General features: G+C 59.7%; 20 protein-coding genes and 3 tRNA genes. 11 read left to right on the forward strand and 12 right to left on the reverse strand.

Annotated elements, in window-relative coordinates:
• Together ACR0E6_RS03630 and ACR0E6_RS03635 are read right to left on the reverse strand one after the other, a co-directional pair.
• Positions 1-1545: a caspase family protein gene (locus ACR0E6_RS03630; protein WP_480580982.1), complete on the reverse strand. Its 1545-nt coding sequence runs from the start codon at positions 1543-1545 to the stop codon at positions 1-3.
• A 93-nt stretch (positions 1546-1638) separates the two neighbouring features.
• Entirely contained in the window at positions 1639-2592 is a 954-nt protein-coding gene (locus tag ACR0E6_RS03635; protein ID WP_480580984.1) for a radical SAM protein, read from the reverse strand.
• 173 nt (positions 2593-2765) lie between these two features.
• On the opposite strand from ACR0E6_RS03635, the gene zwf reads away from it, so the two are divergent.
• The 4 genes from zwf to ACR0E6_RS03655 all read left to right on the forward strand — a co-directional run bounded on the left by zwf (position 2766) and on the right by ACR0E6_RS03655 (position 8296).
• Positions 2766-4220 carry a glucose-6-phosphate dehydrogenase gene (gene zwf / locus ACR0E6_RS03640; RefSeq protein ID WP_480580986.1) on the forward strand — a complete coding sequence of 485 codons (1455 nt, stop codon included), beginning with the start codon at positions 2766-2768 and terminating at the stop codon, positions 4218-4220.
• A complete protein-coding gene (gene pgl, locus ACR0E6_RS03645; protein ID WP_480580988.1) occupies positions 4217-4888 on the forward strand; it encodes a 6-phosphogluconolactonase in 672 nt (223 codons plus the stop codon). Before zwf ends, pgl begins: the two co-directional genes overlap by 4 nt.
• Positions 4889-4893: 5 nt before the next feature.
• Positions 4894-6498 carry a glucose-6-phosphate isomerase gene (pgi, locus tag ACR0E6_RS03650; RefSeq protein ID WP_480580990.1) on the forward strand — a complete coding sequence of 535 codons (1605 nt, stop codon included), beginning with the start codon at positions 4894-4896 and terminating at the stop codon, positions 6496-6498.
• Positions 6499-6676: 178 nt separating this feature from the next.
• Positions 6677-8296, forward strand: coding sequence for a long-chain-fatty-acid--CoA ligase (locus ACR0E6_RS03655; protein ID WP_480580992.1), 1620 nt, complete (start codon positions 6677-6679; stop codon positions 8294-8296).
• Positions 8297-8317: 21 nt separating this feature from the next.
• Here ACR0E6_RS03655 and ACR0E6_RS03660 read toward each other — a convergent pair.
• The 3 genes from ACR0E6_RS03660 to ACR0E6_RS03670 form a co-directional block, all read right to left on the reverse strand.
• Positions 8318-8392 (reverse strand) — tRNA-Asn (locus tag ACR0E6_RS03660).
• Positions 8393-8526: 134 nt separating this feature from the next.
• Positions 8527-8601 (reverse strand) — tRNA-Asn (locus ACR0E6_RS03665).
• 75 nt (positions 8602-8676) lie between these two features.
• Complete coding sequence (locus ACR0E6_RS03670) at positions 8677-9591, reverse strand: MBL fold metallo-hydrolase (protein WP_480580994.1); 915 nt, start codon at positions 9589-9591, stop codon at positions 8677-8679.
• 44 nt (positions 9592-9635) lie between these two features.
• Between ACR0E6_RS03670 and ACR0E6_RS03675 the strand changes: the two genes are divergently transcribed.
• Positions 9636-10955 (forward strand): ATP-binding protein, encoded by a 1320-nt coding sequence (locus ACR0E6_RS03675; RefSeq protein WP_480580996.1) that lies wholly within the window; start codon positions 9636-9638, stop codon positions 10953-10955.
• 92 nt (positions 10956-11047) lie between these two features.
• Here the strand turns inward: ACR0E6_RS03675 and ACR0E6_RS03680 are convergent.
• Positions 11048-11124 (reverse strand) — tRNA-Ile (locus tag ACR0E6_RS03680).
• Between the two features lie 106 nt (positions 11125-11230).
• Here ACR0E6_RS03680 and purM point away from each other — a divergent pair.
• From purM to rnd, 3 genes are all read left to right on the forward strand, one after another.
• Positions 11231-12277: a phosphoribosylformylglycinamidine cyclo-ligase gene (gene purM, locus ACR0E6_RS03685; RefSeq protein WP_480580998.1), complete on the forward strand. Its 1047-nt coding sequence runs from the start codon at positions 11231-11233 to the stop codon at positions 12275-12277.
• Positions 12274-12870, forward strand: a complete 597-nt coding sequence (gene purN / locus ACR0E6_RS03690; protein ID WP_480581000.1) for a phosphoribosylglycinamide formyltransferase — start codon at positions 12274-12276, stop codon at positions 12868-12870. Before purM ends, purN begins: the two co-directional genes overlap by 4 nt.
• A 114-nt stretch (positions 12871-12984) precedes the next feature.
• Complete coding sequence (gene rnd / locus ACR0E6_RS03695) at positions 12985-14142, forward strand: ribonuclease D (protein ID WP_480581003.1); 1158 nt, start codon at positions 12985-12987, stop codon at positions 14140-14142.
• 6 nt (positions 14143-14148) lie between these two features.
• Here the strand turns inward: rnd and ACR0E6_RS03700 are convergent, their stop codons facing one another.
• The gene (locus ACR0E6_RS03700; RefSeq protein ID WP_480581005.1) at positions 14149-14676 is read right to left on the reverse strand and encodes a hypothetical protein; all 528 of its coding nucleotides are present in this window, start codon (positions 14674-14676) and stop codon (positions 14149-14151) included.
• Between the two features lie 140 nt (positions 14677-14816).
• Between ACR0E6_RS03700 and ACR0E6_RS03705 the strand changes: the two genes are divergently transcribed.
• On the forward strand, positions 14817-15227 hold the full coding sequence (locus ACR0E6_RS03705; RefSeq protein ID WP_170518846.1) for a SufE family protein: 411 nt from the start codon (positions 14817-14819) through the stop codon (positions 15225-15227).
• A gap of 2 nt (positions 15228-15229) precedes the next feature.
• Here ACR0E6_RS03705 and ACR0E6_RS03710 read toward each other — a convergent pair whose 3' ends face one another.
• Both ACR0E6_RS03710 and ACR0E6_RS03715 read right to left on the reverse strand, forming a co-directional pair.
• A complete protein-coding gene (locus ACR0E6_RS03710; RefSeq protein WP_480581007.1) occupies positions 15230-15889 on the reverse strand; it encodes a DUF1638 domain-containing protein in 660 nt (219 codons plus the stop codon).
• 179 nt (positions 15890-16068) lie between these two features.
• Positions 16069-16767, reverse strand: a complete 699-nt coding sequence (locus ACR0E6_RS03715; protein ID WP_170450348.1) for a cobalamin B12-binding domain-containing protein — start codon at positions 16765-16767, stop codon at positions 16069-16071.
• Between the two features lie 289 nt (positions 16768-17056).
• Here ACR0E6_RS03715 and ACR0E6_RS03720 point away from each other — a divergent pair, with 289 nt between their 5' ends.
• The gene (locus tag ACR0E6_RS03720) at positions 17057-18124 is read left to right on the forward strand and encodes a PA0069 family radical SAM protein (protein WP_480581009.1); all 1068 of its coding nucleotides are present in this window, start codon (positions 17057-17059) and stop codon (positions 18122-18124) included.
• Positions 18125-18405: 281 nt separating this feature from the next.
• Here the strand turns inward: ACR0E6_RS03720 and gltA are convergent, their stop codons facing one another.
• Complete coding sequence (gltA, locus tag ACR0E6_RS03725) at positions 18406-19701, reverse strand: citrate synthase (RefSeq protein ID WP_170450352.1); 1296 nt, start codon at positions 19699-19701, stop codon at positions 18406-18408.
• A 122-nt stretch (positions 19702-19823) separates the two neighbouring features.
• Positions 19824-21224 carry a glutamate--tRNA ligase gene (gene gltX / locus ACR0E6_RS03730; protein ID WP_480581011.1) on the reverse strand — a complete coding sequence of 467 codons (1401 nt, stop codon included), beginning with the start codon at positions 21222-21224 and terminating at the stop codon, positions 19824-19826.
• A 78-nt stretch (positions 21225-21302) separates the two neighbouring features.
• On the opposite strand from gltX, the gene ACR0E6_RS03735 reads away from it, so the two are divergent.
• Entirely contained in the window at positions 21303-23354 is a 2052-nt protein-coding gene (locus ACR0E6_RS03735) for a ComEC/Rec2 family competence protein (protein ID WP_480581013.1), read from the forward strand.
• Here ACR0E6_RS03735 and lexA read toward each other — a convergent pair.
• Positions 23348-24046, reverse strand: coding sequence for a transcriptional repressor LexA (gene lexA, locus ACR0E6_RS03740; RefSeq protein ID WP_170450359.1), 699 nt, complete (start codon positions 24044-24046; stop codon positions 23348-23350). The genes ACR0E6_RS03735 and lexA overlap by 7 nt on opposite strands.
• Between the last annotated feature and the right edge of the window lie 73 nt (positions 24047-24119).

A 24119-nucleotide genomic window follows, 5' to 3' on the forward strand; every position in this document is an offset into this window, starting at 1 on the left:
TTATCCCGCACGCCAGGCGTATACGGAACAGCCGGTCGAGCCTGAGGCGGTAAAGCTGTTGCCATCTTCGGCCAGACGCCCGCGCCATTTGACGGTGATACCGGGGAAATAGTCCGTCCCGCTGATCTGACCCTCGTTCACGAACATCACCGTATTGGCGGTTTGACCCAGTGAGTCGGTCAGGCGCCCGGTATATTTATTGCCGCCCGCATGTGTGTAGCGCGTCGTGCCTGTCACTTTGACAACCAAAGCGCAGGTTGCCTTGAATTGCCACGTCCCGGCCATGGACAAGCCGGTATCGGCAGGTTTTGGGGCGGGTGCCGTGGCTTTGCAGATGGTGCCGGATTTGCCTTGCAACTCTTCCAACGCATGTCTGGTTCCCAGATCATCAGCACCCAGATTTGAGCCACTGGCCGACCGATACCGGGCAAAGGCTTGCCGGGTCCGGGGGCCTGCAACTCCATCCGCGCCACCAGCACTGCATCCGAGCGCATTCAAAGCCGCTTGGGTGGCGCGCATCACCTCTTGCGTGTCTGAAACCGTAGGCGCGGACGGGGCAGAGGTGCGCTCAACATCCACTGATGTATCGGCCGAGGCCAAGCCGTCGCGCAGTTGCAGGGCGACCTCGTAGGCATAAGTCTCGGACTGATCGGCATATTTCTGAAGGAAACTGTCCAGCGCAGTCACCGTTCCAAGCGAGCGCGCAAGCTCAAGATCCGCGCGCATGTCGTCGCTTGGGCGCGCCGATGGGCTTTCTGGCGATGTGGTGCTTATGGCAGGGGTGAAATAGAATTCCCCAAGCAATTCATCGTAATAGGCCGGGATTTGCGTGTGCTGCACGCTGCTGGACAAGTCCCGTACTTCGCGCCGCAGGTCGGCCACCATGCTGCGCAGTTCCAGACCCGGCTGCGACAGGCGTGGCAGCAAGGCACGGGTGAAGACTGAATTCTCGGCTGGTTCATTATCGCTCAGCCGGTCCAGCGCCATCTGTCCGGCCCCGGCTGAAAAGATCACGAACATGCCTTCGGGTGCGTTGATGCGGCCCAGCCCACGCGTCCGTCCGACACTGCGCCCGGCGACGGTGTCAAACGGGTTGTCGCGGCAGGCGTCGATGATGGCGATTGAAGTGCGCGCACCGGTTGAGCGTACGCGGTCCAGCAGATCTGAAAGGGCGATGGATTCGGATTTCACGAAATCGGTCTCACCCGACAGGGGCGCGACGATATCTGTGGGCAACAGATAGTTTTCGCCGTCGATTTCCACCCCATGTCCGGCAAAGAATACAAACGCCGTATCGCCGGGATCCAGGCGAGAGGTGAATTCGGAGATCCTCTGGTTCATGCCGCGCCGGTCGAGGTTCAACCCCTCGATGGTCTCAAAACCCGCACCCTGCAACTTGTCCGAGACAGCGCGGGCATCGGCCACAGCTTTCTGAAGGTCGGTGACAGATTGGTATTGGTCATTGCCGATAACCAAGGCCAACCTTTCTTGCGCGCAAAGCGGCGCGGCGCAAAGTGCAAAAGCAAAAACAAGAAATCTGAACATCACAACAGCCCAACAGCAAATGACCCTTTTCCTTCTATACAGAAAAAGGGCGCAAAGGCTCAGTGACTTACATTACTTTTTGTTTTTGCCGGATCAGCCCGAACAACTGGCCCCGCCCAGAACGCAGAATTTGGCACAATGGGGGTGGTTCAGATGCACATCCGCCTCAGCCTCGGCCAGGGTTGCGCCCATTTCGAATTCGGGGGCGTAGGGCAGAAGAGTGCAGGCCAGCACAGCAGGGCGTTCAGCGCCTTTGCGTTTGACGACCATGCGCGCGCTGGCGCACATCACGGCGTCGGGGGATTTGTTCAGGATACCCCAGCAAGCGGTCGTGATTTCAGGGACTTCGACGGTTTCGTCCATTTCCGGGAACAGCACGGTCTGGCCGGGGTTCGTGGCGTCGATCTCAAAGCCGTGTTTTTCGAAAAACGCAGCGTATCCGGCGCGGCTGTCCGCGTCGCTGTCGCCCCAGACGGTGCGCCCAGCGACGGCCATATTGAAGCCGTTGTCGCGCAGCCATTCCATGCCCATCACGGTCTTGGCGAAACTTCCCTTGCCGCGTTCCTCATCATGCAGTTCGGGGCGGTAATGATCGACGGAAATCCGCAAAGTCAGCTTGTCGTTGTAGTCGCGCTGCAAGTCCAGCAGACCTTCGCGCATCTTGCGGCGCATCATCGGCAGCATGGCGTTGGTCAGGATCAAAACCTCGTACCCGCGTTCCAGTGCGGCGCGAGTCATCTCGATCATCTCGGGGTTCATGAACGGCTCGCCGCCCGTGAAGCCGATTTCGCGGATGGGCCAGTTGCGCTGTTCGATCTGGTCCAGATAGTCGGTCACTTCAGCCGCAGTGATATAGACCAGCGCATCGTTTATGGGGCTGCTTTCGATATAGCAGTTTACACATTCGATATTGCACAAGGTACCGGTATTGAACCACAGGGTTTGCGGATTTGTCAGCGCAACCGAGGCGCGGGTCTGCCCGTCTGCCGTCACCAATCTGTCTTGAAACTTGCCGATATTGGCAAGCTGGGGGGCATTGTCTTTCATTCCCGCATCCGGTTCTTTGAAGTGGTTTGACTGACTTAGCTGTTTATTGTCCTGTTGGTAAGGGCTTGGGGCTGTTCTGACAGAGTTTTGATGAATGAGAAAAAATCTCAAAAAACCTCGATGTGATTGCGCTAACATTGGACATGCCGACAGGGGCAGGGTAAGGACGGGCCATGGTTTCTCGCGTCATACCTGTTGACCCATTTGATCTAGTCATTTTCGGCGGCACCGGCGATCTGGCGCAGCGCAAGATTCTGCCTGCTTTGTTTCGCAGGTTTTGCGCAGGGCAATGGCCCGGTGATGCCAGAATCATCGGCGCAGCCCGCAGCGACCTGACCCCGGATGGGTTTCGCGAAATGGTGGCCGGTTCGCTGAGGCTGAACGCGCCCAGACGGGCGGCAGATTCGGATGCATTGCGCGGATTTTTGCAGCGTGTCGATTATGTTGCGCTGGATGCGATGTCGGCGGACGGGTGGGGCGATCTGTCGATCAGACTGACGGATGATCGCGTTCGGGCCTTTTATTTCTCGGTCGGGCCGCGCCTGTTTGGTCCGTTAGCGGAACAGATCAGATCGCATGGCTTGGTCACGGCGCAGACCCGGATTGTGGTCGAAAAACCCTTTGGTCATGATCTGGAAAGCGCGCGAACGCTCAACGCCACGCTGGCCGCGCATTTTGACGAGGGGCAGATTTACCGGATCGATCACTATCTGGGTAAAGAGACGGTCCAGAACCTGATGGCCGTGCGCTTTGGCAACATGCTGTTCGAGCCGTTGTGGAACAGCCAGTATGTCGATCACATCCAGATCACCGTCGCGGAAACTGTCGGCGTGGATGGGCGCGAGGAGTATTATGAGCGCGCCGGTGCCATGAGGGATATGGTGCAGAACCACCTGATGCAGCTGCTCTGCCTGATCGCGATGGAGCCGCCGGCCAAGTTTGACCCCGACGCGGTGCGGGATGAAAAGCTGAAAGTCATTCGCGCGCTTGATCCGGTCGAACCGCATCACATCGTTCGCGGTCAGTTCGCGGCTGGGCCGGACGGGCCGGGCTATCGTGAGGTCGTGGGCCACCCACGCTCGACCACTGAAAGCTATGTGGCCCTGAAAGCGCATGTCAGCAATTGGCGGTGGGCGGGAACGCCGTTTTATCTGCGTACCGGCAAGCGGCTGGTCGCGCGGTCCTCGGTCATCAATGTGCAGTTCAAGGACGCGCCGCATTCGATCTTTGGTGAGGCTGCGGGGCGGCACGCGAATGCGCTGTCCATCCGGCTGCAGCCGAACGAAGGCATCACGTTGAAGGTGACGATCAAGGAACCGGGGCCGGGTGGAATGCGTCTGATCGACGTGCCCTTGGACATGAGTTTCGCCGAAGCGCTGGGGCCTGAAAATCAGGATCCGCCCGACGCCTATGAACGGTTGGTGATGGACGTGATCCGGGGCAATCAGACCCTGTTCATGCGCGGCGACGAGGTCGAGGCCGCATGGACCTGGACCGACCCGATCATCGCCGGTTGGCAGGCGCGCGGCGATGTGCCCAAACCTTATGACAGCGGCAGCACAGGCCCCGGCGACGCCGAGCTGCTGATGAAACGAGACGGTCGCCTCTGGCAAGGAATAAAGCCATGAAAATTCAGGACTATGCCGACCGCGATATGCTGGCCATCGACGTCGCGAACGCCTTGGCCGGAGAGCTTGAGGCGGCGCTGCTGCACAATGAAACGGTTGCACTGGCGGTGCCCGGTGGCACCACGCCGGGTCCGGTGTTCGACGTGCTCTGCGCAGCCGATCTGGCATGGGATCGCGTGCGCGTCATGGCCACGGATGAGCGCTGCGTGCCCGCTGACAGCGACCGTTCGAACGAGCGCTTGATCCGCGAGCGGCTGCTGACCAACCGCGCCTCGGTCGCGCAGTACATCCCGCTTTATGTTCCAGGAGCCGAGCCAGAGGCTGCTCTGCCGGAAATCGAGTCCCTGATCGCGCCGATTCTGCCGCTTTCGGTTCTGGTTCTGGGGATGGGCGAAGACATGCACACGGCCTCGCTGTTTCCGGGAATGGAGGGTCTGGCCGCTGCGCTGGACAGCCACGCGCCAACGCTTGCCGTGGCCCGGACCGAGGTTCAGCCGGAACCCCGCATCACGCTGACCGCGCCGGTTCTGGATGGGGCACTGTCCAAACACCTTATTATCTTTGGTGCGGCCAAACGGGATGCGCTGGAACGCGCCATGTCTTTGCCCCCCGAGGATGCGCCGATCGCCGCCGTTCTGAGTGGCATGACCGTACATTGGGCGGAGTGAATGTTATGAAACTGGATCACCTGAAATCGCTGGCAGGCAACGCCGGGCGCATTCTGAATTTGTTCGACGCTGACCCGAACCGGGCGCAGGGCTTTTCCGCCTCAACCGGTGACATGGTGTTTGACTATTCAAAAACCCTGATCGACGCGGACGTGCGCGCAGGGCTGATCCGCCTGTGTGACGAGGCTGACCTGACCGCGCGGCGCGAGGCGATGTTCTCGGGTCAAAAGATCAATGAAACCGAAGGGCGCGCGGTGCTGCATACGGCGCTGCGCAATCTGGATGGGGGTTCGATGCAGGTCGATGGGCGGGACGTCATGCCCGACGTGCTGGACACGCTGCACCGGATGCGGGTCTTTGCCGAAGAGGTGCGCGGCGGTGCGATCTCGGGCGTTGGGGGCAGTTTTACGGATGTGGTGAATATCGGCATCGGCGGCTCGGACCTTGGCCCAGTGATGGCGACCCATGCGCTGTCGCCGTATCACGACGGCCCGCGCGTTCACTATGTCTCGAACGTGGACGGGGCGCATATTGCGGATACGCTGCGACAGCTGGACCCGACGCGAACGCTGATCATCGTCGCCTCAAAGACGTTCACGACGATTGAGACCATGACCAACGCCCGCACCGCACGGGCATGGATGAGCGACGGGGGCGGCGACCCGACCAAGCAATTCGCAGCGGTCTCCAGCGCGTTGGACAAGACACATGAATTTGGCATCCCGGCAGAACGAGTCTTTGGCTTTGCCGATTGGGTCGGTGGGCGCTACTCGGTTTGGGGACCGGTAGGTCTGCCGGTGATGATCGCCGTGGGGTCGAACGCGTTTGATGCGTTTCTGCGGGGCGGGCAGGCGATGGACCTGCATTTCCGCTCGGCCGAATGGGGAGAAAACATGCCGGTTCTGCTGGCACTTGTCGGCATCTGGCACCGTCAGGTGTTGGGCTATGCCAGCCGCGCGGTTCTGCCCTATGACCAGCGTTTGCTGCGGCTTCCCGCCTATTTCCAACAGCTTGAGATGGAATCGAACGGCAAATCGGTAGCGATGGATGGATCGGACCTGACCGTTCCCTCTGGCCCGGTTGTCTGGGGCGAACCCGGCACAAACGGTCAGCACGCGTTTTACCAGCTGATCCATCAAGGCACCGACGTCATCCCCTGCGAGTTCATGGTGGCCGCCGAAGGGCACGAGCCGGAACTGGCCCATCATCACCGCCTGTTGCTGGCAAATTGTCTGGCCCAGTCCGAGGCGCTGATGCGTGGCCGGTCACTGGACGAGGCCCGCGCCCGGATGGCCGAAAAAGGCTTTGAAGGGGCCGAACAGGACCGTCAGGCCCGCCACCGCGTGTTCCCCGGAAACCGCCCCTCGACCACGCTGATCTATCCCAAGCTGACTCCGTTTGTTCTGGGCCAGATCATTGCCCTTTATGAACACCGCGTGTTTGTCGAAGGCGTGCTGCTGGGCATCAATTCGTTCGATCAGTGGGGCGTGGAATTGGGTAAGGAACTTGCCACCTCGCTGGGCCCCATTGTGGATGGTGATGAAAGTGCGGCGGGTAAGGATGGATCGACCGCGGCATTGGTTGCATATGCTTTACGGTACCGCGATTAGCGCCATTTAACGCAGCTTGCCCTGCGGGCGGGTTGCATTTTTTAATTGTCAGACAATTAAATGCTTGGCAGGGTTCCCCCTGAGGATAAGTCTGAATTGACGCGCGGGGCCACACCCCCAGGTGTCGAGGACAAGGCGATGGCCGCACATGGCCGCGCCGAAAATGGGGAGGATGTCCATGCTGGGACAGATGATGACGCAGCCTTTGCTGATCTCGTCGCTGATTGATCACGCCGAACGTTATCACGGGCAGACCGAGATCTACTCGGTCGAAACCGATGGCACCGTGACACACACGAACTGGGCCGAGGTCGCCGGCAATGCGCGCAAACTGGCTTCCGCGCTGACCAAGCTGGGATTAGAGCCTCAGGACAGGATCGGCACGTTGGCCTGGAACAACCGGCGACATCTTGAGATCTACTATGGCACTTCGGGCGCGGGATATGTGTGCCACACGGTCAATCCGCGTCTGTTCCCCGAGCAACTGTCCTATATCATAAACCACGCGAAGGACCGGGTTCTGTTTTTTGATGCCACCTTTATCCCTCTGGTCGCGGCTCTGAAATCCGCGCTGACCGAGGTCCGGCACTTTGTCCTGATGGGACCACGTAATGACGAGGCGCTGTCCCAGATCGATGGGGTGGAGTTCTATGATGAACTGATCGAGACCGGCGATGCGGATTTTGTCTGGCCCAGTTTCGATGAAAACATGGCGTCGAGCCTGTGTTACACCTCGGGCACGACGGGGAACCCCAAGGGTGTCTTGTATTCCCATCGTTCGACTTTGCTGCACAGTTTTGGGTCAAACACCCGCGATTGCATCGGGTTTTCGGCCCGCGATGTGGTGATGCCGGTTGTGCCGATGTTCCATGTGAATGCTTGGGGCTCGCCCTATGCCTGTGCGATGTCGGGGTCCAGAATGGCGTTGCCCGGCCCGGATTTGCATGGCGAGGCGCTGGTTAACCTCATCGACACCTACGGCGTGACGCTGGCTATGGGCGTTCCCACGATCTGGCAGGGATTGCTGGCCCATGCGGCGCAATCGGGCAGCCAGCTGACCAGTCTGCAACGCACCGTGATTGGCGGCGCGGCGTGCCCGCCATCGATGATCGACACGTTCCGCGACACCTATGGCGTTGACACGATTCACGCCTGGGGGATGAGCGAGATGAGCCCGCTGGGCACAACCAATACGCCGCTTGCCAAGCATCTGGACCTGCCCATCGAAGAACAGCGCAAAATACGCGAGAATCAGGGCCGTCCGCCGTTCGGGGTGGAACTGAAAATCGTTGATGACGATGGCAATGATCTGCCCCATGACGGCGAAACCCAAGGCGATCTGATGGTGCGCGGCCACTGGGTTCTGGACAGCTATTTCCAGATGCAGGATCAGGAGTTGTTGCAGGATGGCTGGTTCGCCACCGGCGATGTGGCGACCCTGGACCCGGACGGCTACATGACGATTCGGGACCGGTCCAAGGACATCATCAAATCCGGTGGCGAATGGATCAGTTCGGTGGAACTGGAAAACATCGCCGTTGCCCATCCAAAGCTCGCCACCGCTGCCGTTGTAGGTGTACCGCATCCGAAATGGGACGAACGCCCCTTGTTGGTGGCTGTGAAAGCCGAAGGGCAGGACCCAAGCGAACAGGAACTGCTGGCCTTCTTCGATGGAAAAACCGCCAAATGGCAAATCCCGGACAAGGTTGTTTTCGTTGATGCTTTGCCACTGAACGCAACCGGCAAAGTGCTGAAACGCAACCTGCGCGCGGATTACAAGGACGCCCTGGCGGGATGATCTTGCGCGTGTGAGGGTGAATGGCTCCGGCGGTAGGGATCGAACCTACGACCAATTGATTAACAGTCAACTGCTCTACCGCTGAGCTACGCCGGAACGGTCCGCGCCGTATAACAACCAGATTTCGCGTCGTCCAGAGGGTACAGGCAAGTTTTTTTGACAGGGCAACTCTGGCCGCAATTCATTGGTGATTGCGCCCAATAGAAGCATGATTTTGAGGGGGAAGATTTTGGCTCCGGCGGTAGGGATCGAACCTACGACCAATTGATTAACAGTCAACTGCTCTACCGCTGAGCTACGCCGGAACTGAGGGCGCGTATAACAACCCGGATTTTCCTCGTCCAGTGGGGAAGCGTGCGTTTCGTAAAATTTTTTCGGGCTCAATCCTGCCGGGCAAAAACGGCGTCTGCGGACAAGGCGCCGCTATGGGTTGCCTTGGATTTTCCAACCAGATCAACCAGATGGGCAAACACATTGCGTTCCGCTGCGGGCAGAAGGGATTTGGGAGTTTCCGTGTAGATACGCTCGGCCAAGTCTCGGGCCGTGCCGGGGCGGTCTTCCAGCGCCGACAGGATTTGCGCCTCGCGCCCACGGCGGTGCTGAATCAGCCACTCCAACCGCCCGGACGGGTCGGTGATGGGCGCTCCGTGCCCGGCGTGGAAGACCGCCCATTCGCGTTCCTGAAGCCGGTAACAGGCGGTCATGAAATCGGTCAGGTCTCCGTCAGGTGGTGACACCAGCGAACTGGCCCAGCCCATCACGTGATCTGCGGTGAAACAGGTCTGGCCCCAGGCCAATGCGATGTGGTTGCCCAGATGTCCCGGCGTGTGGATCACCTCAAGCTGCCAATCCTCTCCCTCAATCACCTCTCCATCGGCGACTTCGATGTCCGGGCGAAACTGCGTATCGATGCCTTCACCGCCTCCGGCCAGACCGTTTTGGGCCAGTTGGGACATGACCGCGCTGCGCCCGGCCTCGGGCCCCCCAAAGGCGTAGATCTGCGCTCCGGTGCGTGTAGCCAGTGGTGCCGCCAGCGGTGAGTGATCCAGATGGCTGTGCGTCACAAAGATATGACTGATCTTCTGGCCCGGTTCCAAAGCCTCCAGAATCGCATTTAGATGCGCGTCCGACAAAGGGCCGGGATCAATGATTGCGATATCCCGCTGCCCCAGCAGATAGGTATTGGTGCCCCGATAGGTCATGGGCGAAGGGTTGGGGGCCAGAATGCGCCGCACCCCCGGTTGCAACTGCGTGGCAATCCCGGCGGGCGGGTTGAAATCGTCTGGGGCCTGCATTCTGTCCTCTTCCTCTTACCCGGGCAGCCCGCTAGGTTTAGCGCATGTCTTCGCAATGGCTCAAACCCTATCTGCCACACAGTCTTTACGCCCGGGCGGCGTTGATTCTGGTTGTGCCGGTGATCGTCCTGTTGCTGGTGGTCGGGAATGCGTTCCTGCAACGGCATCTTGAGGACGTGACCGCGCAAATGGTCCGTGCTGCCGCGCGCGAAGTTGATCTGATCACAAGCGCGATGAGTGACGTCGAGACGCAGCAACAGGCCATCGCTGCCGTGCGTCCCGATCTGGTTGCGCTTGAAATCAGCGCGCGATTCCTTGGCATCAATGAAGAGCCGAATATCGGAACGCGGCGCTGGTATGATTTCATTGCGCCGCAGGTCGAGGCCAACCTGCACGCCCTTTTGCCGGATCTGGATGCCGTTGCACTGCCCAACGGCCCAGACGCCCGGCTATATCTGAATACGCATCTGGGGACACTCGAGCTTGTGTTCGACCGCAGGCGACTGGCCCCGACAGCACCGCACCAGTTGATCGTGACAATGCTGTTCTTTGCGATTGTCATGACGTCGATTTCATTTCTTTACATGCGCAACCAGTTGCGGCCGATTACGCGGTTGGCTGATGCAGCACAGGCGTTCGGACGTGGGCGCGTTGTACCTTACAACCCCGGCGGGGCGATTGAAGTACGTGCAGCCGGAAACGCTTTTCTGGACATGCGTGCCCGCATTGAACGCCAGATGGAGCAGCGGACGCTTATGCTGTCCGGCGTCAGCCACGACCTGCGGACCCCCTTGACCCGTCTGAAGCTTGGCCTGTCGATGTTGCCCGAAGATGAGGCCGCGCCGCTGCAGCAAGACGTCACCGAAATGCAGTCTCTGCTGGATGCTTTTCTGGATTTTTCCCGCGGCGCTGCCGAAGGTTCTCCGGAAGAGGTCGAGCCCAAGGCGCTTGTGCGCCAGATCGTCGAGGATGCCAAACGGGCCGGTTATCAGGCTGAACTGGTTGACGTTGACGGGCAGGGCTCCGTCATGCTGCGCCCCATGGCCATTCGACGCGCGGTCGAAAACCTGATCGGGAACGCCGTCCGCTATGGCAATCGCGCTGATATTAGCCTGTCGGTCACGCCGAAAACCCTGCGCATCCGGGTCGAAGATGACGGCCCGGGCATCCCCTCGGAGATGCGGACCGAAGCGGTCAAGCCTTTCACCCGCCTTGATCCTGCGCGCAACCAGAACCAAGGCAGCGGCGTCGGCCTTGGCCTTGCCATCGTCGCTGACGTCGCCCGCGCACATGGCGGAGTGCTAAGGTTGGGCAAAAGCGACCGATTGGGCGGATTGTGCGCCGATATTATCATTGGGCGGTAGATGCGGCAGACATTTGGGCAAAGCCGTGTCGGATCAATTCGATAGCGGAACGAGAAATCTACGACCTGATTCCGTAAGAAAACCCGGTTTTCTGGTAGGCCCGGCAGGACTTGAACCCGCAACCAAAGCGTTATGAGCGCTCTGCTCTAACCAATTGAGCTACAGGCCCGCCTGAGGCTTTGAGTACCACGGTGAACGCCCGCGTCAAGCCTGACCGTTGCATAGATGCGCACAATCGACTAACCCGCCCGCAAAGCATTCGTAAGGGACCTACCATGACAGCGGGCAAGAACGGAATCACCTATGCCGATGCAGGCGTTGACATTGATGCAGGCAACGCTCTGGTCGACCGGATCAAGCCCGCCGCCAAGCGGACCAACCGCCCCGGCGTGATGAGTGGGCTGGGCGGGTTCGGAGCCCTGTTTGACCTCAAGGCGGCTGGGTATGAAGACCCCATACTGGTCGGGGCGACCGATGGTGTCGGCACCAAGCTGCGGATCGCGATCGATACCGGCGTCGTGGATGGCGTTGGGATTGATCTGGTGGCCATGTGTGTCAACGATCTGATCTGTCAGGGCGCTGAGCCCTTGTTCTTCCTCGATTATTTCGCCACCGGCAAGTTGGACACCGATACCGCTGCGCGGATTATCGAAGGTATTGCCGAAGGTTGCGCCCAATCGGGCTGTGCCCTGATCGGCGGTGAGACGGCGGAAATGCCGGGTATGTATCCCGATGGCGATTTTGATCTGGCGGGCTTCTCGGTCGGTGCGATGGAGCGTGGGGCGGACCTGCCGGATGGGGTGCAGGCGGGCGATGTGCTGCTGGGGCTGGCCTCGAACGGGGTGCATTCCAACGGTTATTCTCTGGTGCGCAAGCTGGTTGAGATTTCGGGGCTGGGCTGGGACGCTGAATCTCCCTTTGGCGGCGGCTCGCTGGGTGAGGCGCTGCTGACGCCAACGCGGCTGTATGTGAAGCCCGCGCTGGCGGCGATCCGGGCAGGTGGCGTGCATGCGCTGGCGCATATCACCGGTGGTGGCCTGACCGAGAACCTGCCGCGCGTGTTGCCCGAAGGGCTGGGTGCGCAGATCGATTTGGATGCGTGGGAGTTGCCGCCGGTCTTTGGCTGGATGGCTGAAACCGGCGGGATTGCCGAGGCCGAGATGCTGAAAACCTTCAACTGCGGTATCGGCATGATCGTTGTCTGCGCTGCAGATCAGGCAGATGCGCTGTCGGCGTTGTTGAGCGACGCAGGCGAGACCGTCTCGCGCATCGGAACGGTTACAGAGACAGCGGGCGTGGCTTATTCGGGCAAGCTGCTGTGAGTCACAAGCGCGTCGCCATCCTGATTTCCGGGGGCGGGTCGAACATGGTGTCGCTGGTCGACAGCATGACCGGCGATCATCCGGCACGGCCCTGTCTGGTTCTGTCCAACGACGCGCAGGCAGGCGGTCTGGTCAAGGCCCGGGATCGCGGGATCGCGACCGCAGTCGTCGATCACCGCCCGTACAAAGGCGACCGCGCCGCGTTCGAGGCCGAACTGCTGAAACCGCTGGAAGAGGCACAGCCGGATATCGTCTGCCTGGCCGGGTTCATGCGGGTTCTGACCGGCGATTTCGTCTCGCGCTTTCAGGGCCGGATGCTGAACATCCACCCGTCTCTGCTGCCGAAATACAAGGGCCTGAACACCCATGCACGGGCCATTGAGGCGGGTGATTCGGAACATGGCTGCACCGTGCACGAGGTGACGGCGGCGCTGGATGATGGTCCGATTTTGGGTCAGGCGCGGGTCCCCATTTCGCCCGAGGATACGCCCGAGGATCTGGCCGCAAAGGTTCTGGTGTGGGAGCATCAACTCTACCCAGCGGTGCTGCGCCGTTACGCAGAAGGCAACAGGTCTGTTCTTATGCTGCCCTGATCGCCCTTGGGTGATTTACACGCGCGTAAAAATCGTCTTATGGTCGCCTGTATCGCTCGGGACGCGGAAAAACGGGCAGTCACACAAAGAACAAGAGCAAGAATAGTACGGCGCATGAAAACCCTGACGACGACGCAAGAGCTGGCTGAATTCTGCTCGGCTGCTGCCGGATACCCCTATGTCACAGTAGACACCGAGTTTCTGCGCGAGCGGACCTATTATTCCAAACTGTGCCTGGTGCAGCTGGCTGTCCCGTCCGAGGATGAGGACAGCGCCGTTCTGGTCGACCCGCTGGCGGATGGCCTGTCGCTGGAGCCTCTGTTCGAGTTGTTCAAAAACGAAGATGTGGTCAAGGTGTTCCACGCGGCCCGGCAGGATCTTGAGATCTTCTGGGTCGAGGCCAATGTATTCCCGACCCCTCTGTTCGACACCCAGGTCGCCGCGATGGTCTGCGGTTTTGGTGAGCAGGTCGGCTATGAGACACTGGTGCGCAAGATTTGCAAGCAGGGCGTGGACAAGACATCCCGATTCACCGACTGGTCCAAGCGCCCGTTGACGGATGCGCAAAAGACCTACGCCCTGGCCGACGTAACCCATCTGCGCCGGATTTACGAACATCTTGCGGCCGAGCTTCAAAAGACCAAGCGCAGCCATTGGGTATCCGAGGAATTGCGCACGCTGACGCAGCCGGGAACCTATGACATCCGACCCGAGGATGCGTGGAAACGGGTGAAAACCCGCACAAACTCGGCCAAGTTCCTCGCCGTGGTGCGGGAACTGGCACAATTCCGTGAATCGTATGCGCAGGAAAACAACGTGCCACGCAACCGTGTTTTCAAGGATGATGCGCTGATCGAGCTTGCCTCGACCAAGCCCAAAAACCCGTCGGAACTGGGCGGATCGCGCCTGTTGCTGCGCGAGGCGCGTAAGGGTGAGATTGCCGATGGTATTCTGACTGCCGTGAAGCGTGGCGTGAACTGCCCGCCGGACCAGATGCCCAAGGTCGATACCTCGCGCGACAAGCTGAAGGTCAACCCGGCGCTGGCGGATTTGCTGCGCGTACTGCTGAAATCGAAAACCGAAAGTTCGGGCGTGGCCGCCAAGCTGATCGCGACCAGTTCCGAACTGGATCAGATCGCAGCAGGCGAGCGCGAATTGCCTGCCATGTCAGGCTGGCGGTTCGAAGTGTTTGGCGAGGATGCTTTGAAGCTGTGCGAGGGCAAGATTGCACTGTCTGCCAAAGGTCAGGCCGTCAAGGTCGTTTCACTGTAAACGCCCTTAACGCCGCCGCGATTCCAGTGCGTTTTGCTGTCCGACCACCCGGACCACGCGGATGCCCTCCAGGTCTTGCTTGGTGACATTGATCGCGTCGGACACCATGCGCGTCCTTTCAGACCCTTGTGCGGTCTGATAGGTCGGGTAGTTCACGCGAAACACAAACTCCAAAACGCCATTCTTCCGGTTTTCTTCTGATTCCAAAGGTACAAGCCGCGCCTCATATGCGCCCTGACGGATTGCAGTGCCCGAGGCATATACGATTGCCCCCGAAGGTATGGCATCGATCCGCAATTCATCGATTTTGGCGATAGGAACGCTGGTATCAACCTCTTCAGGGCGCGCAAACAGACCGCGACCGCCGCGTTGTTCGGGAATCAACGCATCCGCGTTATTTGCCGGAGCTGTCTCGACCGGGGCCGGGGTGCTGGAGCCAAACCAGTTCGACGGGTTCACCCGCGACTCGCGCCAACTGTTACAGGCGGTCAGGGTCAATGCGGCGACGACAAGGATGGACAATGATTTTTGCATGGACCCACGGTTCTTTGGCTGTATTTCAGTCAATGGGTTAGCGCAATTTCCGTCCCTTGAAAAGCCACGGCAGGGGCTGGACAGCCGTGCATCGCCGCCTTAGGTCACAATTGTGAATGCAACGGAAGGACCGCCGCACAATGGCAACGCCCGCCTTTGAAGACATCGTCGAGGATTTTGAGTTTCTGGAGGACTGGGAAGACCGGTACCGCCATGTGATCGAGCAGGGCAAGGCGATGGACCCGCTTGACGATGCACTCAAGGTTCCGGCGACCAAGGTGAACGGCTGCGCCAGTCAGGTGTGGCTGCACCCAATGATCGAAAACGGCGTGTTCCGGTTTGACGGCGATAGCGACGCATTGATCGTGCGCGGGCTGATTGCGGTTCTTCGGTCGCTGTATAACGGTTTGCCCGTTGCCGAGGTTCCCAAGGTGGACGCAGGCGGTGAATTGGCGCGGCTTGGGCTGAACGACCACCTGTCAGCGCAGCGTTCAAACGGCTTGCGTGCCATGATCGAACGTATCCGCGACGTCGCGCAAGAGAACGCCTGACCCTAACCCGGTCGCTTGGCCCAGTCTTTCAGCGTGACCTCAAGATCGCCGTATCCGGTGAGGCGGCGTTCAAATTCCAGACCCATCTTGTCGGCACAGGCGCGGGCGCGTTCGGTCAGGGCAGGGTCATCGGTCTGGGCCTGATAGACGAGCTTTGTGTAATTGCCGAAATACATGTCCCGCAGTTCCGGGTGACGGTCCAACCCTAGTGGCTTCCATACAAAGGCATCGAACTGCCGGGCCAGAAAATCCGTCAGATAGAAAGCCGTCGTTTCATCGTCGCCGTGGTCGGCGAAGGTCTGATTGCCTTCGAAAAACGAATAGCAATGGGGGCCTTTGACCATCTCAACCCCCAGACGCTCGCAGGCTTGTTGCAGCAGTCCACCGGTGCCGCAATCGGCGTAGACCACAAAGATCTGGTCGTAATGATCGCGGTGTTTGGCCACGGCGTCCTCGACCGCCTGCGTGATCCGTTCAGGATGAATGTGCAGAATCGCCGGCAGACAGGTGAGCGCCATGTGATCCCAGCCATTGCGTTTTTTCAGATCCAGGATCTCGCGCGCCAAGGCTCCGCAGGCGATCAACAGGATGCTTCCGGACGTATCGGTGGAGTATCCCTGATTGGTCAGGCTTGTATCGTCGGGCAGGGTGTCGTTCGGCATGGCTGTGCTTTCTGCGGCGCTGTGTTCAGAAAAGGACGAATGACGGATTAGGGCAAGCCTTGCACCGACATCCTGTGTCAGGTCGCCGACGCCTTGGTTCCGGACCGCTTCACTTGAGACAATCCAACAAAAAAGCCGCCCATGTGAGGGCGGCCTTTCAATCAGATATGTCTGACGGGTCAGCCTGCCAGTTGGTTGTGCTTGCGCGATACGAATTCTTTCGCTGTCTCCACCGCAACAGCGGCGTCCCGGCAATAGGCGTCTGCACCGATGGCCTTGCCGAATTCCTCGTTCAAAGGTGCGCCGCCGACCAGAACGATGTAGTCGTCGCGCACGCCTTGCTCGACCATCGTGTCAATCACCACCTTCATGTAAGGCATGGTGGTGGTAAGCAGGGCGGACATGCCCAGAATGTCGGGCTGTTCGTTTTCCAGCGCTTCCAGGTAGTTCTCGACCGGGTTGTTGATGCCCAGATCGACAACCTCGAAACCCGCGCCTTCCATCATCATCGAGACAAGGTTCTTGCCGATGTCGTGGATGTCGCCCTTCACGGTTCCGATCACCATCTTGCCTACGCGCGGGGCGCCGGTTTGCGCCAGCAGAGGCTTGAGGATAGCCATGCCACCTTTCATGGCGTTGGCGGCCAGCAGAACCTCGGGCACGAACAGGATACCGTCGCGGAAGTCATGGCCGACGATGGTCATGCCACCGACCAGTGCTTTGGTCAGAACGTCATAAGGCATCCATCCGCGTTCCAGCAGGATGTTCACACCTTCTTCGATTTCTTCCTTCAGGCCATCGTAAAGGTCGTCGAACATCTGTTCGACAAGTTCGTCGTCGTTCAGTTCGGACAGGATGATGTCTTCTTCATCAGACATGGGGCGATTCCCTGAGTTGTTTGGACCAAAGGTCCATGGTGGCATTTGTTCCGTTTTGGCTAAAACGTCGCAGTTTGACTGTGACGATTACGACCTCAGTGGTTTCGGGACCGACCTATAGGATAGAAATTCGCAACCTGCGACTGAATTCTTCGCAAGATCATTCTGCATATGGTTCAGGTCGTTAGGCGAAATCCCTTGGATTCTGTTTTTTGGCCGGAAAGCCACGTGGCACTTGCCGTAGCGGCGGTCTTTGGTTACTTTGCCGAAAGGAACAAAAAGCGAACAAATGGCCGATCATTTCACAATCCGGGGGCGGGGAACCGCATCAAACGACGCTGGTCGGTTTGAACGCTATGCCACTGTCGCAACCGATGATGGCTGGTCGGCGGACGAAGACCTGCCACCCCTGCGTACCGAGGTTCGGGATGAGGTCGCGCGGAGTGTGATCACCTATAACCGATCTCCGGATTTGCCCTTTGATCGATCGATTAACCCATATCGCGGGTGCGAACATGGTTGCGTGTACTGTTTTGCCAGACCCAGCCACGCTTATTTGGGTCTGTCCGCAGGGCTGGACTTTGAAACACGTTTGGTTGCCCGCCCGAACGCGGCGGATGTTCTGCGCAAAGAACTGTCATCGCGGTCCTACCGCGTGGCGACCATCGCTTTAGGAACCAACACGGATCCCTACCAGCCCATAGAGAAAACCCGTTTGATAACAAGGGAATGCTTGCAGGTTTTGCAGGGTTTCAACCACCCGGTTGCCATTGTCACCAAAGGCGCGCTGATCGAGCGGGATCTGGATATTCTGGCCCCAATGGCCGAGTTGGGACTGGCGCGGGTCGGCATATCGCTGACCACGCTGGATGCGGATTTGTCGCGTCGGATGGAACCTCGGGCCCCGTCACCAAACCGACGGTTGCAGATGATCCGCAGATTGACCCAAGCCGGGGTGCCGGTGCGCGTGATGACATCCCCGCTGGTTCCGGGGCTGACCGATCACGAATTGGAACAGTTGCTGGAGGAAGGCCGGGACGCCGGTGCAGACACCGCAAGTTGGATCATGCTGCGCCTACCCAGAGAGGTCTCGGGACTATGGCAAGAATGGCTGGCCCAGCATGAACCCGCGCGCGCGGGTAAGGTGATGTCCCGGCTGCGCGACATGCACGGAGGTCGGGATTACGATCCCCGTTGGGGTCACAGAATGCGAGGCGAGGGGGAGTATGCGCAGGTCATTGCGCAGCGTTTTACGAAAACCTGCAAGCGCCTTGGGCTGGCAATCAAATCCGACGCTCTGCGCTGCGATCTGTTCTCGATCCCGCCGCAGGCCGGGGACCAACTGAGCCTGTTTTGAGATGGACCGGGCATAGTCATTTCTGGGCCAAAAGGCTGCTACCGCCTTCTTCTCTGGCCTCTTGTGGACCAATTGGCTGGGCCGCTGGTTCACTTACAGCAAGGACCAAAGCCCTGACCGAAACCCGCAAACAGAGGCATTGGTCAAGAAAAAGAGCATTGGCGGCGCCAGAAGAATTCGAAGCGGCGGCACAACGAGGTTTACCGTTGTCGGCCGGATCCACATTTGACTGCTCAAAAAAAACCCCGCAAATCGCGGGGTTTTTCTCGTGTCATGCCGCCTCAGCGGTTTTCGATATCCACGTAGTCGCGGTTGGTCTCGCCCAGATACAACTGACGCGGACGGCCGATCTTGTTCTGTGGATCGGCAATCATCTCTTTCCACTGGCTGACCCAGCCAACGGTGCGCGAAAGGGCAAAGATCGGGGTGAACATCGAGGTGGGGAAGCCCATCGCCTCGAGGATGATGCCCGAATAGAAGTCCACATTCGGGAACAGTTTTTTCTCGGCGAAATACGGATCTTCCAGCGCCTCACGCTCAAGTTCCTTGGCGACCTGCAGCTTCGGATTGTCTTCGATGCCCAGCAGATCCAGCACTTCGTCAGCCGACTGCTTCATCACCTTGGCGCGCGGGTCGAAATTCTTGTAGACGCGGTGGCCAAAGCCCATCAGGCGGAACGGGTCGTTCTTGTCCTTGGCGCGGGCGATGTATTCAGGGATACGGTCAACGGTGCCGATCTCTTCCAGCATCTCTAGACAGGCCTGGTTCGCACCGCCATGGGCCGGACCCCACAGGCAGGCGATGCCAGCGGCGATACAGGCAAACGGGTTTGCACCGGACGATGACGCCAGACGCACGGTCGAGGTCGAGGCGTTCTGTTCGTGATCCGCGTGCAGGGTAAAGATGCGGTCCATTGCACGGCTGAGGATCGGGTTCACCTCATACTCTTCCGCGGGAACGCTGAAGCACATGCGCAGGAAGTTCGACGCATAGTCCAGATCATTGCGCGGATAAACGAAAGGCTGACCGGTGTGGTACTTGAAGGCCCAGGCCGCGATGGTGGGCATCTTGGCGATCAGACGGTGCGAGGCGACCTCGCGCTGATGCGGGTCCGAGATGTCGGTCGAATCGTGATAGAAGGCCGACATCGCGCCAACCACGCCAACCATGATCGCCATCGGGTGCGCATCCCGGCGGAAGCCGCGATAGAAATACTGCATCTGCTCGTGCAGCATGGTGTGACGGGTGATCGTGGTCTCGAAGGTTTCAAGATCCTTGGCGCTCGGCAACTCTCCGTACAGCAGCAGATAGCACACTTCCAAGAAGTGGGATTTCTCGGCCAGTTGGTCGATCGGATAGCCCCGGTGCAGCAGCTCGCCCTTTTCGCCATCGATATAGGTGATGGTGCTGTCGCAGCTTGCGGTCGAGGTAAAGCCGGGGTCATAGGTGAACACACCCGCCTGACCGTACAGTTTGCGGATATCGACAACGTCAGGCCCAGCGGTAGGCGAGTGAACCGGCAACTCATACTCTTTTCCATGCACGGTCAGAGTGGCTGTTTTGTTGCTATCAGTCATGATTGTCCCTTCTTCATTCGTGCGCAGGCCAGATCGTTGCCGAATCCTGCGGGCAATGACCGCGCGCAAGCGCGCAGTCCGGGTGTTAGCGGAGCAGCGTTACCCGTTTATGAAGCTTGGGTTTATTTCGCTGCCTCAGAAAGCCGCGCCAGGGTTTCTTCGCGTCCCAGCACAAGCATCATGTCAAAAACCGAAGGTGTGACGGCCCGACCAGCCAATACAGCCCTAAGCGGGCCTGCCAGCTTGCCGAACTTGACCTCCCTTGCTTCGGCAAAGGAATTCAACGTCTCTTCCAGCTCGTTCCGGGACCAGCTAGCATTTTGCAACTGCGGCGTCAATTCATTCAGTATACCATCGGATACTGATGCCAGCGCTTTTGCGGCTTTCTCATCCGGGGCAATCGGCCGTTCGGTCAGTACAAAATGCGCTTTTTCAAGCAGTTCCGGGAAAGTGCGCGCGCGATCCTTGAGGCAATACATCGCACGTTCCAGATCACCCGATTGTGTCTGTGTGAGAGCGGGCAGCTCTGCTGCCGCGAGGTAATCTCCAATTTCTTGCCGCAGCGCAGCATCATCCGAGATCGCGATGTGCTGACCGCACAGGTTTTCCAGCTTTTTCAAGTCGAAACGCGCCGGGCTTTTGCCGATTCCATCCAGATCGAACCACTCTTTCGCCTGTGCGTCGGTGAAGAATTCGTCGTCACCGTGGCTCCAACCCAGACGCGCCAGATAGTTGCGCATACCGGCGGCGGGATAGCCCATCGCCTGATATTCCTGCGCGCCCAAAGCGCCGTGGCGTTTGGACAGTTTCTTGCCGTCAGGCCCGTGAATCAGCGGAATGTGCGCCCAGACCGGAACGTCCCAGCCCATCGCCTCGTAGATCATCATCTGCCGGGCGGCGTTGTTCAGGTGATCGTCGCCGCGGATCACATGGGTGACGCCCATATCGTGGTCATCGACCACAACCGCCAGCATATAAACCGGTGTCCCGTCCGAGCGCAGAAGGATCATATCGTCCAGCTGATCGTTGCGGATGGTCACGTCGCCCTGAACCTGATCCCGGATCACGGTCGCGCCGTCCTGCGGCGCCTTGATGCGGATCACAAAAGGCGCATCGGGGTGGGTTTGCGGGGCCGCATCACGCCAGGGGCTGCGGAACAGGGTCGATTTCCCCTCGGCCCGCGCCTGTTCGCGGAAGGCGGCGATTTCATCCTGGGTCGAGAAACACTTATAAGCCTTGCCCTCGGCCAACAGCTGATGCGCAACCTCGGCGTGTCGCGCGGCCCCTTCGAACTGAGAAATCACGTCGCCGTCGTGATCCAGCCCAAGCCACTCCATGCCTTGTAGAATCGCTGCGGTGGCCTCGGGGGTCGACCGCTCGCGGTCCGTGTCTTCGATTCGCAGCAGGAACTTGCCACCGCGCCCGCGCGCATAAAGCCAGTTGAACAGCGCTGTGCGTGCACCGCCGATGTGCAGAAAACCGGTGGGTGAGGGTGCAAAACGGGTGACGACCTGATCGGACATTATTTTGATTAACCTTTTGGTAACCGCGACGGGCATAGTGTGGCGCTTGTCTAACGAGCCCGAAGGACGGGGGCAACCATGCGTGTTCTTGCACGGGCCCAGGTGGCGCTGCTGAACCAGACGGGGTTCCTGTTTCCATGGTCTCCGGTGTGTCTGTCGCTTGGGATCGGCCTGTATTTCGGATTGCGGTTTGAACCGGGCTGGCCGATCTATCTGGGCTTTGCGACCACCGGCTTGGTGCTGATCGGCCTGTGCCGCTTGTTACCTGCCGGATGGGGATCGTTGGCAATCGGGGGGGCGCTGGTTGCTGTCGGCTTTCTGCTGGCAGGTGCCCGCGCCCATATGGTGGCGGAACCGGTTTTGTCATGGCGGTATTACGGCCCCGTCGAGGGGAGGGTCGTCGCCATGGACCGGTCTGCCTCGGATGCGCTGCGACTGACGCTGGATCAGGTGCGGGTAGGGGACGTGCCGCATGATCGGCGACCGCAGCGCATCCGTCTTTCCGTTCATTCTCAGGTTGGTCCCATTGCGCCGGGGCAGCGGATTATGACCACCGCCCATCTGTCGTCGCCGCAAGGCCCGGTCGAGCCCGGCGGTTTCGATTTCCGCCGCCACGCCTGGTTTCAACGCCTTGGCGCTGTTGGATACACCCGCGTTCCGGTCATGACCATTGCCCCGCCGCAGGACGCGATGGATGGGGTTCGGATTACCGCGATCCGCATGAAGATTTCCGAGCGGGTGCGTGAGATCTTGCCGGGGGAGGTTGGCGGCTTTGCCGCCGCCGTCACCACCGGAGACCGCAGCGGTATGGGGCAAGCCGCGCTTGGGGCGTTACGGGCCTCGAACCTCGCGCATTTGCTGGCAATCTCGGGCTTGCATATGGGGCTGTTGACCGGGTTTGTCTTTGTGGCCTGCCGGATCGGGCTGTCCGCGATCCCGGCCTTGGCCCTGCGCGTTCCGGTTCGCAAACTGGCCGCTGGCTGTGCGCTGGTCGCTGCGGTGATCTACTTGATGCTATCGGGCGGAAACGTGGCGACCGAACGTGCATTTGTCATGGTCACAGTCATGTTGGGCGCGGTTCTGATCGACCGCCGTGCCATCTCGTTGCGGGCGGTTGCCGTGGCGGCGTTGATCGTGCTGGCCTTGTGCCCGGAAACCCTGTTGAGCCCCGGTTTTCAGATGTCATTTGCGGCAACCACGGCCCTTGTGGCCGTCTTTGGCACATTGCGTGACTTCGGCCCGATGCCCGGCCCCAAATGGGTGCGGCCGATAGCGGGCGTTCTTATGTCATCTGCAATCGCCGGTCTTGCCACTGCGCCAATCGGAGCGGCACATTTCAACACCATGTCGCATTATGGCCTGCTGGCGAACCTTCTGTCGGTTCCGGTGATGGGGTCGGTTGTGGTGCCCTTTGCCGTGGTGGCGGCGCTGCTGGCCCCGTTTGGGTTGGAGGCGATTGCCATTCAGGTCATGGGCATTGGCCTGCGATGGATCTTGATGATAGCGGACTGGGTCTCGGGCCTTGAGGGCGCGCAGGGTTACGTTGTCAGCCCGCCCTGGTTTATGCTGCCGGTGATGGCCCTGGGCGCGCTTTGGATTGCCCTGTGGCAGGGCCGGGCGCGGTGGATCGGCCTTGCCCCCGTTGCCCTTGCCTTTTTGTTCTGGACGTCTGGCCATCGCCCCGAGGTGCTGATCGCCGAGTCCGGTGGATTGGTGGGCGTCATAACCGAACAGGGCAGGGCGCTGAGCAAAGAAAAAGGCAGCGGTTTTGTTGCGACTGTCTGGTTAGAGAATGACGGGGACGGGCAGGATCAGGGGCACGCCGCCGGTCGTTGGCCGGGGCAGTCCGGCCTTATCCAGCGGATTGCCTTGCAGGACAAAGAGGTCATCCATGTCACCGGCAAAAGGGCCGCGCAGGAATTCACCGAATGTCATGAGAATCAGATCGTTGTTTCAGCCATAAATCTGGACATGGACGGAGATTGCAGCGTTTTTGACCCCGAACGGCTGTATGAGACCGGTAGCCTCTCCATCACTGATGGAAAGCTGATCACCAGCGCCGATCTGACAGGGCATCGTTTATGGTCCCCGAAACCTTCCGAGGACCGGCGCCAGAAGCGGGATCAGTAGGTGCGGATCAACCCGACCAGACGACCCTGAACCTTGATTTTGTCTTCGGGCAGCACCCGCGTTTCATAAGCCGGGTTTGCGGCCTCAAGCGCGATGGCCTGACCGCGGCGGAAGAAACGCTTCAAGGTGGCCTCCTGATCCTCGACCAGAGCAACAACGATGTCGCCATTATCGGCGGTCGATGTCTCGCGGATCACAACGACGTCGCCATCATTGATCCCGGCATCGATCATCGAGTCACCCTTTACCTCAAGCGCGTAATGCGAGCCCTGACCCGAAACCATGGGGCCGGGCACGGCCACACGATGCGAGACGTGGCTGATCGCCTCAATCGGCACACCAGCGGCGATCCGGCCCATAACGGGCAGTTCCATAGCGTCCACCGCAACAGGTTCAAAGTTTGCCGGGCGTTGGCCTTCAGGCTTGTCACCATCGATCACGCGCGGGCTGAACCCCGCCGTGGGTTGTCCGCCAAGGCTTTCGGGCAGTTTCACAATCTCGATCGCGCGGGCACGGTGGGCCAGACGGCGGATAAATCCACGCTCTTCCAATGCCGTGATCAACCGATGAATGCCGGATTTCGAACGCAGGTCCAGCGCGGCCTTCATTTCGTCAAAGCTGGGCGGAACACCGTCCGCCTGCACGCGTTTGTGGATGAATTCCAGCAAATCCAATTGCTTCTTGGTCAGCATCGCTCACACCTCGTCGCTCATGCGTTTTCTTTTGTTCTACGCATGTTCACGTTTTGTGTCAACGAATTTGACG

The organism is Ruegeria sp. AP12, from assembly GCF_056540025.1.

Coding starts and splice junctions, on each gene's coding strand:
- ACR0E6_RS03670 (WP_480580994.1), bottom strand. CDS start 9,591: ATGCAGGCCCCAGACGATTTCAACCCGCCCGCCGGGATTGCCACGCAG.
- lexA (WP_170450359.1), bottom strand. CDS start 24,046: ATGCTGACCAAGAAGCAATTGGATTTGCTGGAATTCATCCACAAACGC.
- gltA (WP_170450352.1), bottom strand. CDS start 19,701: ATGACTGATAGCAACAAAACAGCCACTCTGACCGTGCATGGAAAAGAG.
- zwf (WP_480580986.1), top strand. CDS start 2,766: ATGGTTTCTCGCGTCATACCTGTTGACCCATTTGATCTAGTCATTTTC.
- ACR0E6_RS03655 (WP_480580992.1), top strand. CDS start 6,677: ATGCTGGGACAGATGATGACGCAGCCTTTGCTGATCTCGTCGCTGATT.
- ACR0E6_RS03705 (WP_170518846.1), top strand. CDS start 14,817: ATGGCAACGCCCGCCTTTGAAGACATCGTCGAGGATTTTGAGTTTCTG.
- ACR0E6_RS03735 (WP_480581013.1), top strand. CDS start 21,303: ATGCGTGTTCTTGCACGGGCCCAGGTGGCGCTGCTGAACCAGACGGGG.
- ACR0E6_RS03630 (WP_480580982.1), bottom strand. CDS start 1,545: ATGTTCAGATTTCTTGTTTTTGCTTTTGCACTTTGCGCCGCGCCGCTT.
- purM (WP_480580998.1), top strand. CDS start 11,231: ATGACAGCGGGCAAGAACGGAATCACCTATGCCGATGCAGGCGTTGAC.
- ACR0E6_RS03675 (WP_480580996.1), top strand. CDS start 9,636: ATGTCTTCGCAATGGCTCAAACCCTATCTGCCACACAGTCTTTACGCC.
- pgl (WP_480580988.1), top strand. CDS start 4,217: ATGAAAATTCAGGACTATGCCGACCGCGATATGCTGGCCATCGACGTC.
- ACR0E6_RS03715 (WP_170450348.1), bottom strand. CDS start 16,767: ATGTCTGATGAAGAAGACATCATCCTGTCCGAACTGAACGACGACGAA.
- rnd (WP_480581003.1), top strand. CDS start 12,985: ATGAAAACCCTGACGACGACGCAAGAGCTGGCTGAATTCTGCTCGGCT.
- ACR0E6_RS03720 (WP_480581009.1), top strand. CDS start 17,057: ATGGCCGATCATTTCACAATCCGGGGGCGGGGAACCGCATCAAACGAC.
- ACR0E6_RS03710 (WP_480581007.1), bottom strand. CDS start 15,889: ATGCCGAACGACACCCTGCCCGACGATACAAGCCTGACCAATCAGGGA.
- ACR0E6_RS03700 (WP_480581005.1), bottom strand. CDS start 14,676: ATGCAAAAATCATTGTCCATCCTTGTCGTCGCCGCATTGACCCTGACC.
- ACR0E6_RS03635 (WP_480580984.1), bottom strand. CDS start 2,592: ATGAAAGACAATGCCCCCCAGCTTGCCAATATCGGCAAGTTTCAAGAC.
- gltX (WP_480581011.1), bottom strand. CDS start 21,224: ATGTCCGATCAGGTCGTCACCCGTTTTGCACCCTCACCCACCGGTTTT.
- pgi (WP_480580990.1), top strand. CDS start 4,894: ATGAAACTGGATCACCTGAAATCGCTGGCAGGCAACGCCGGGCGCATT.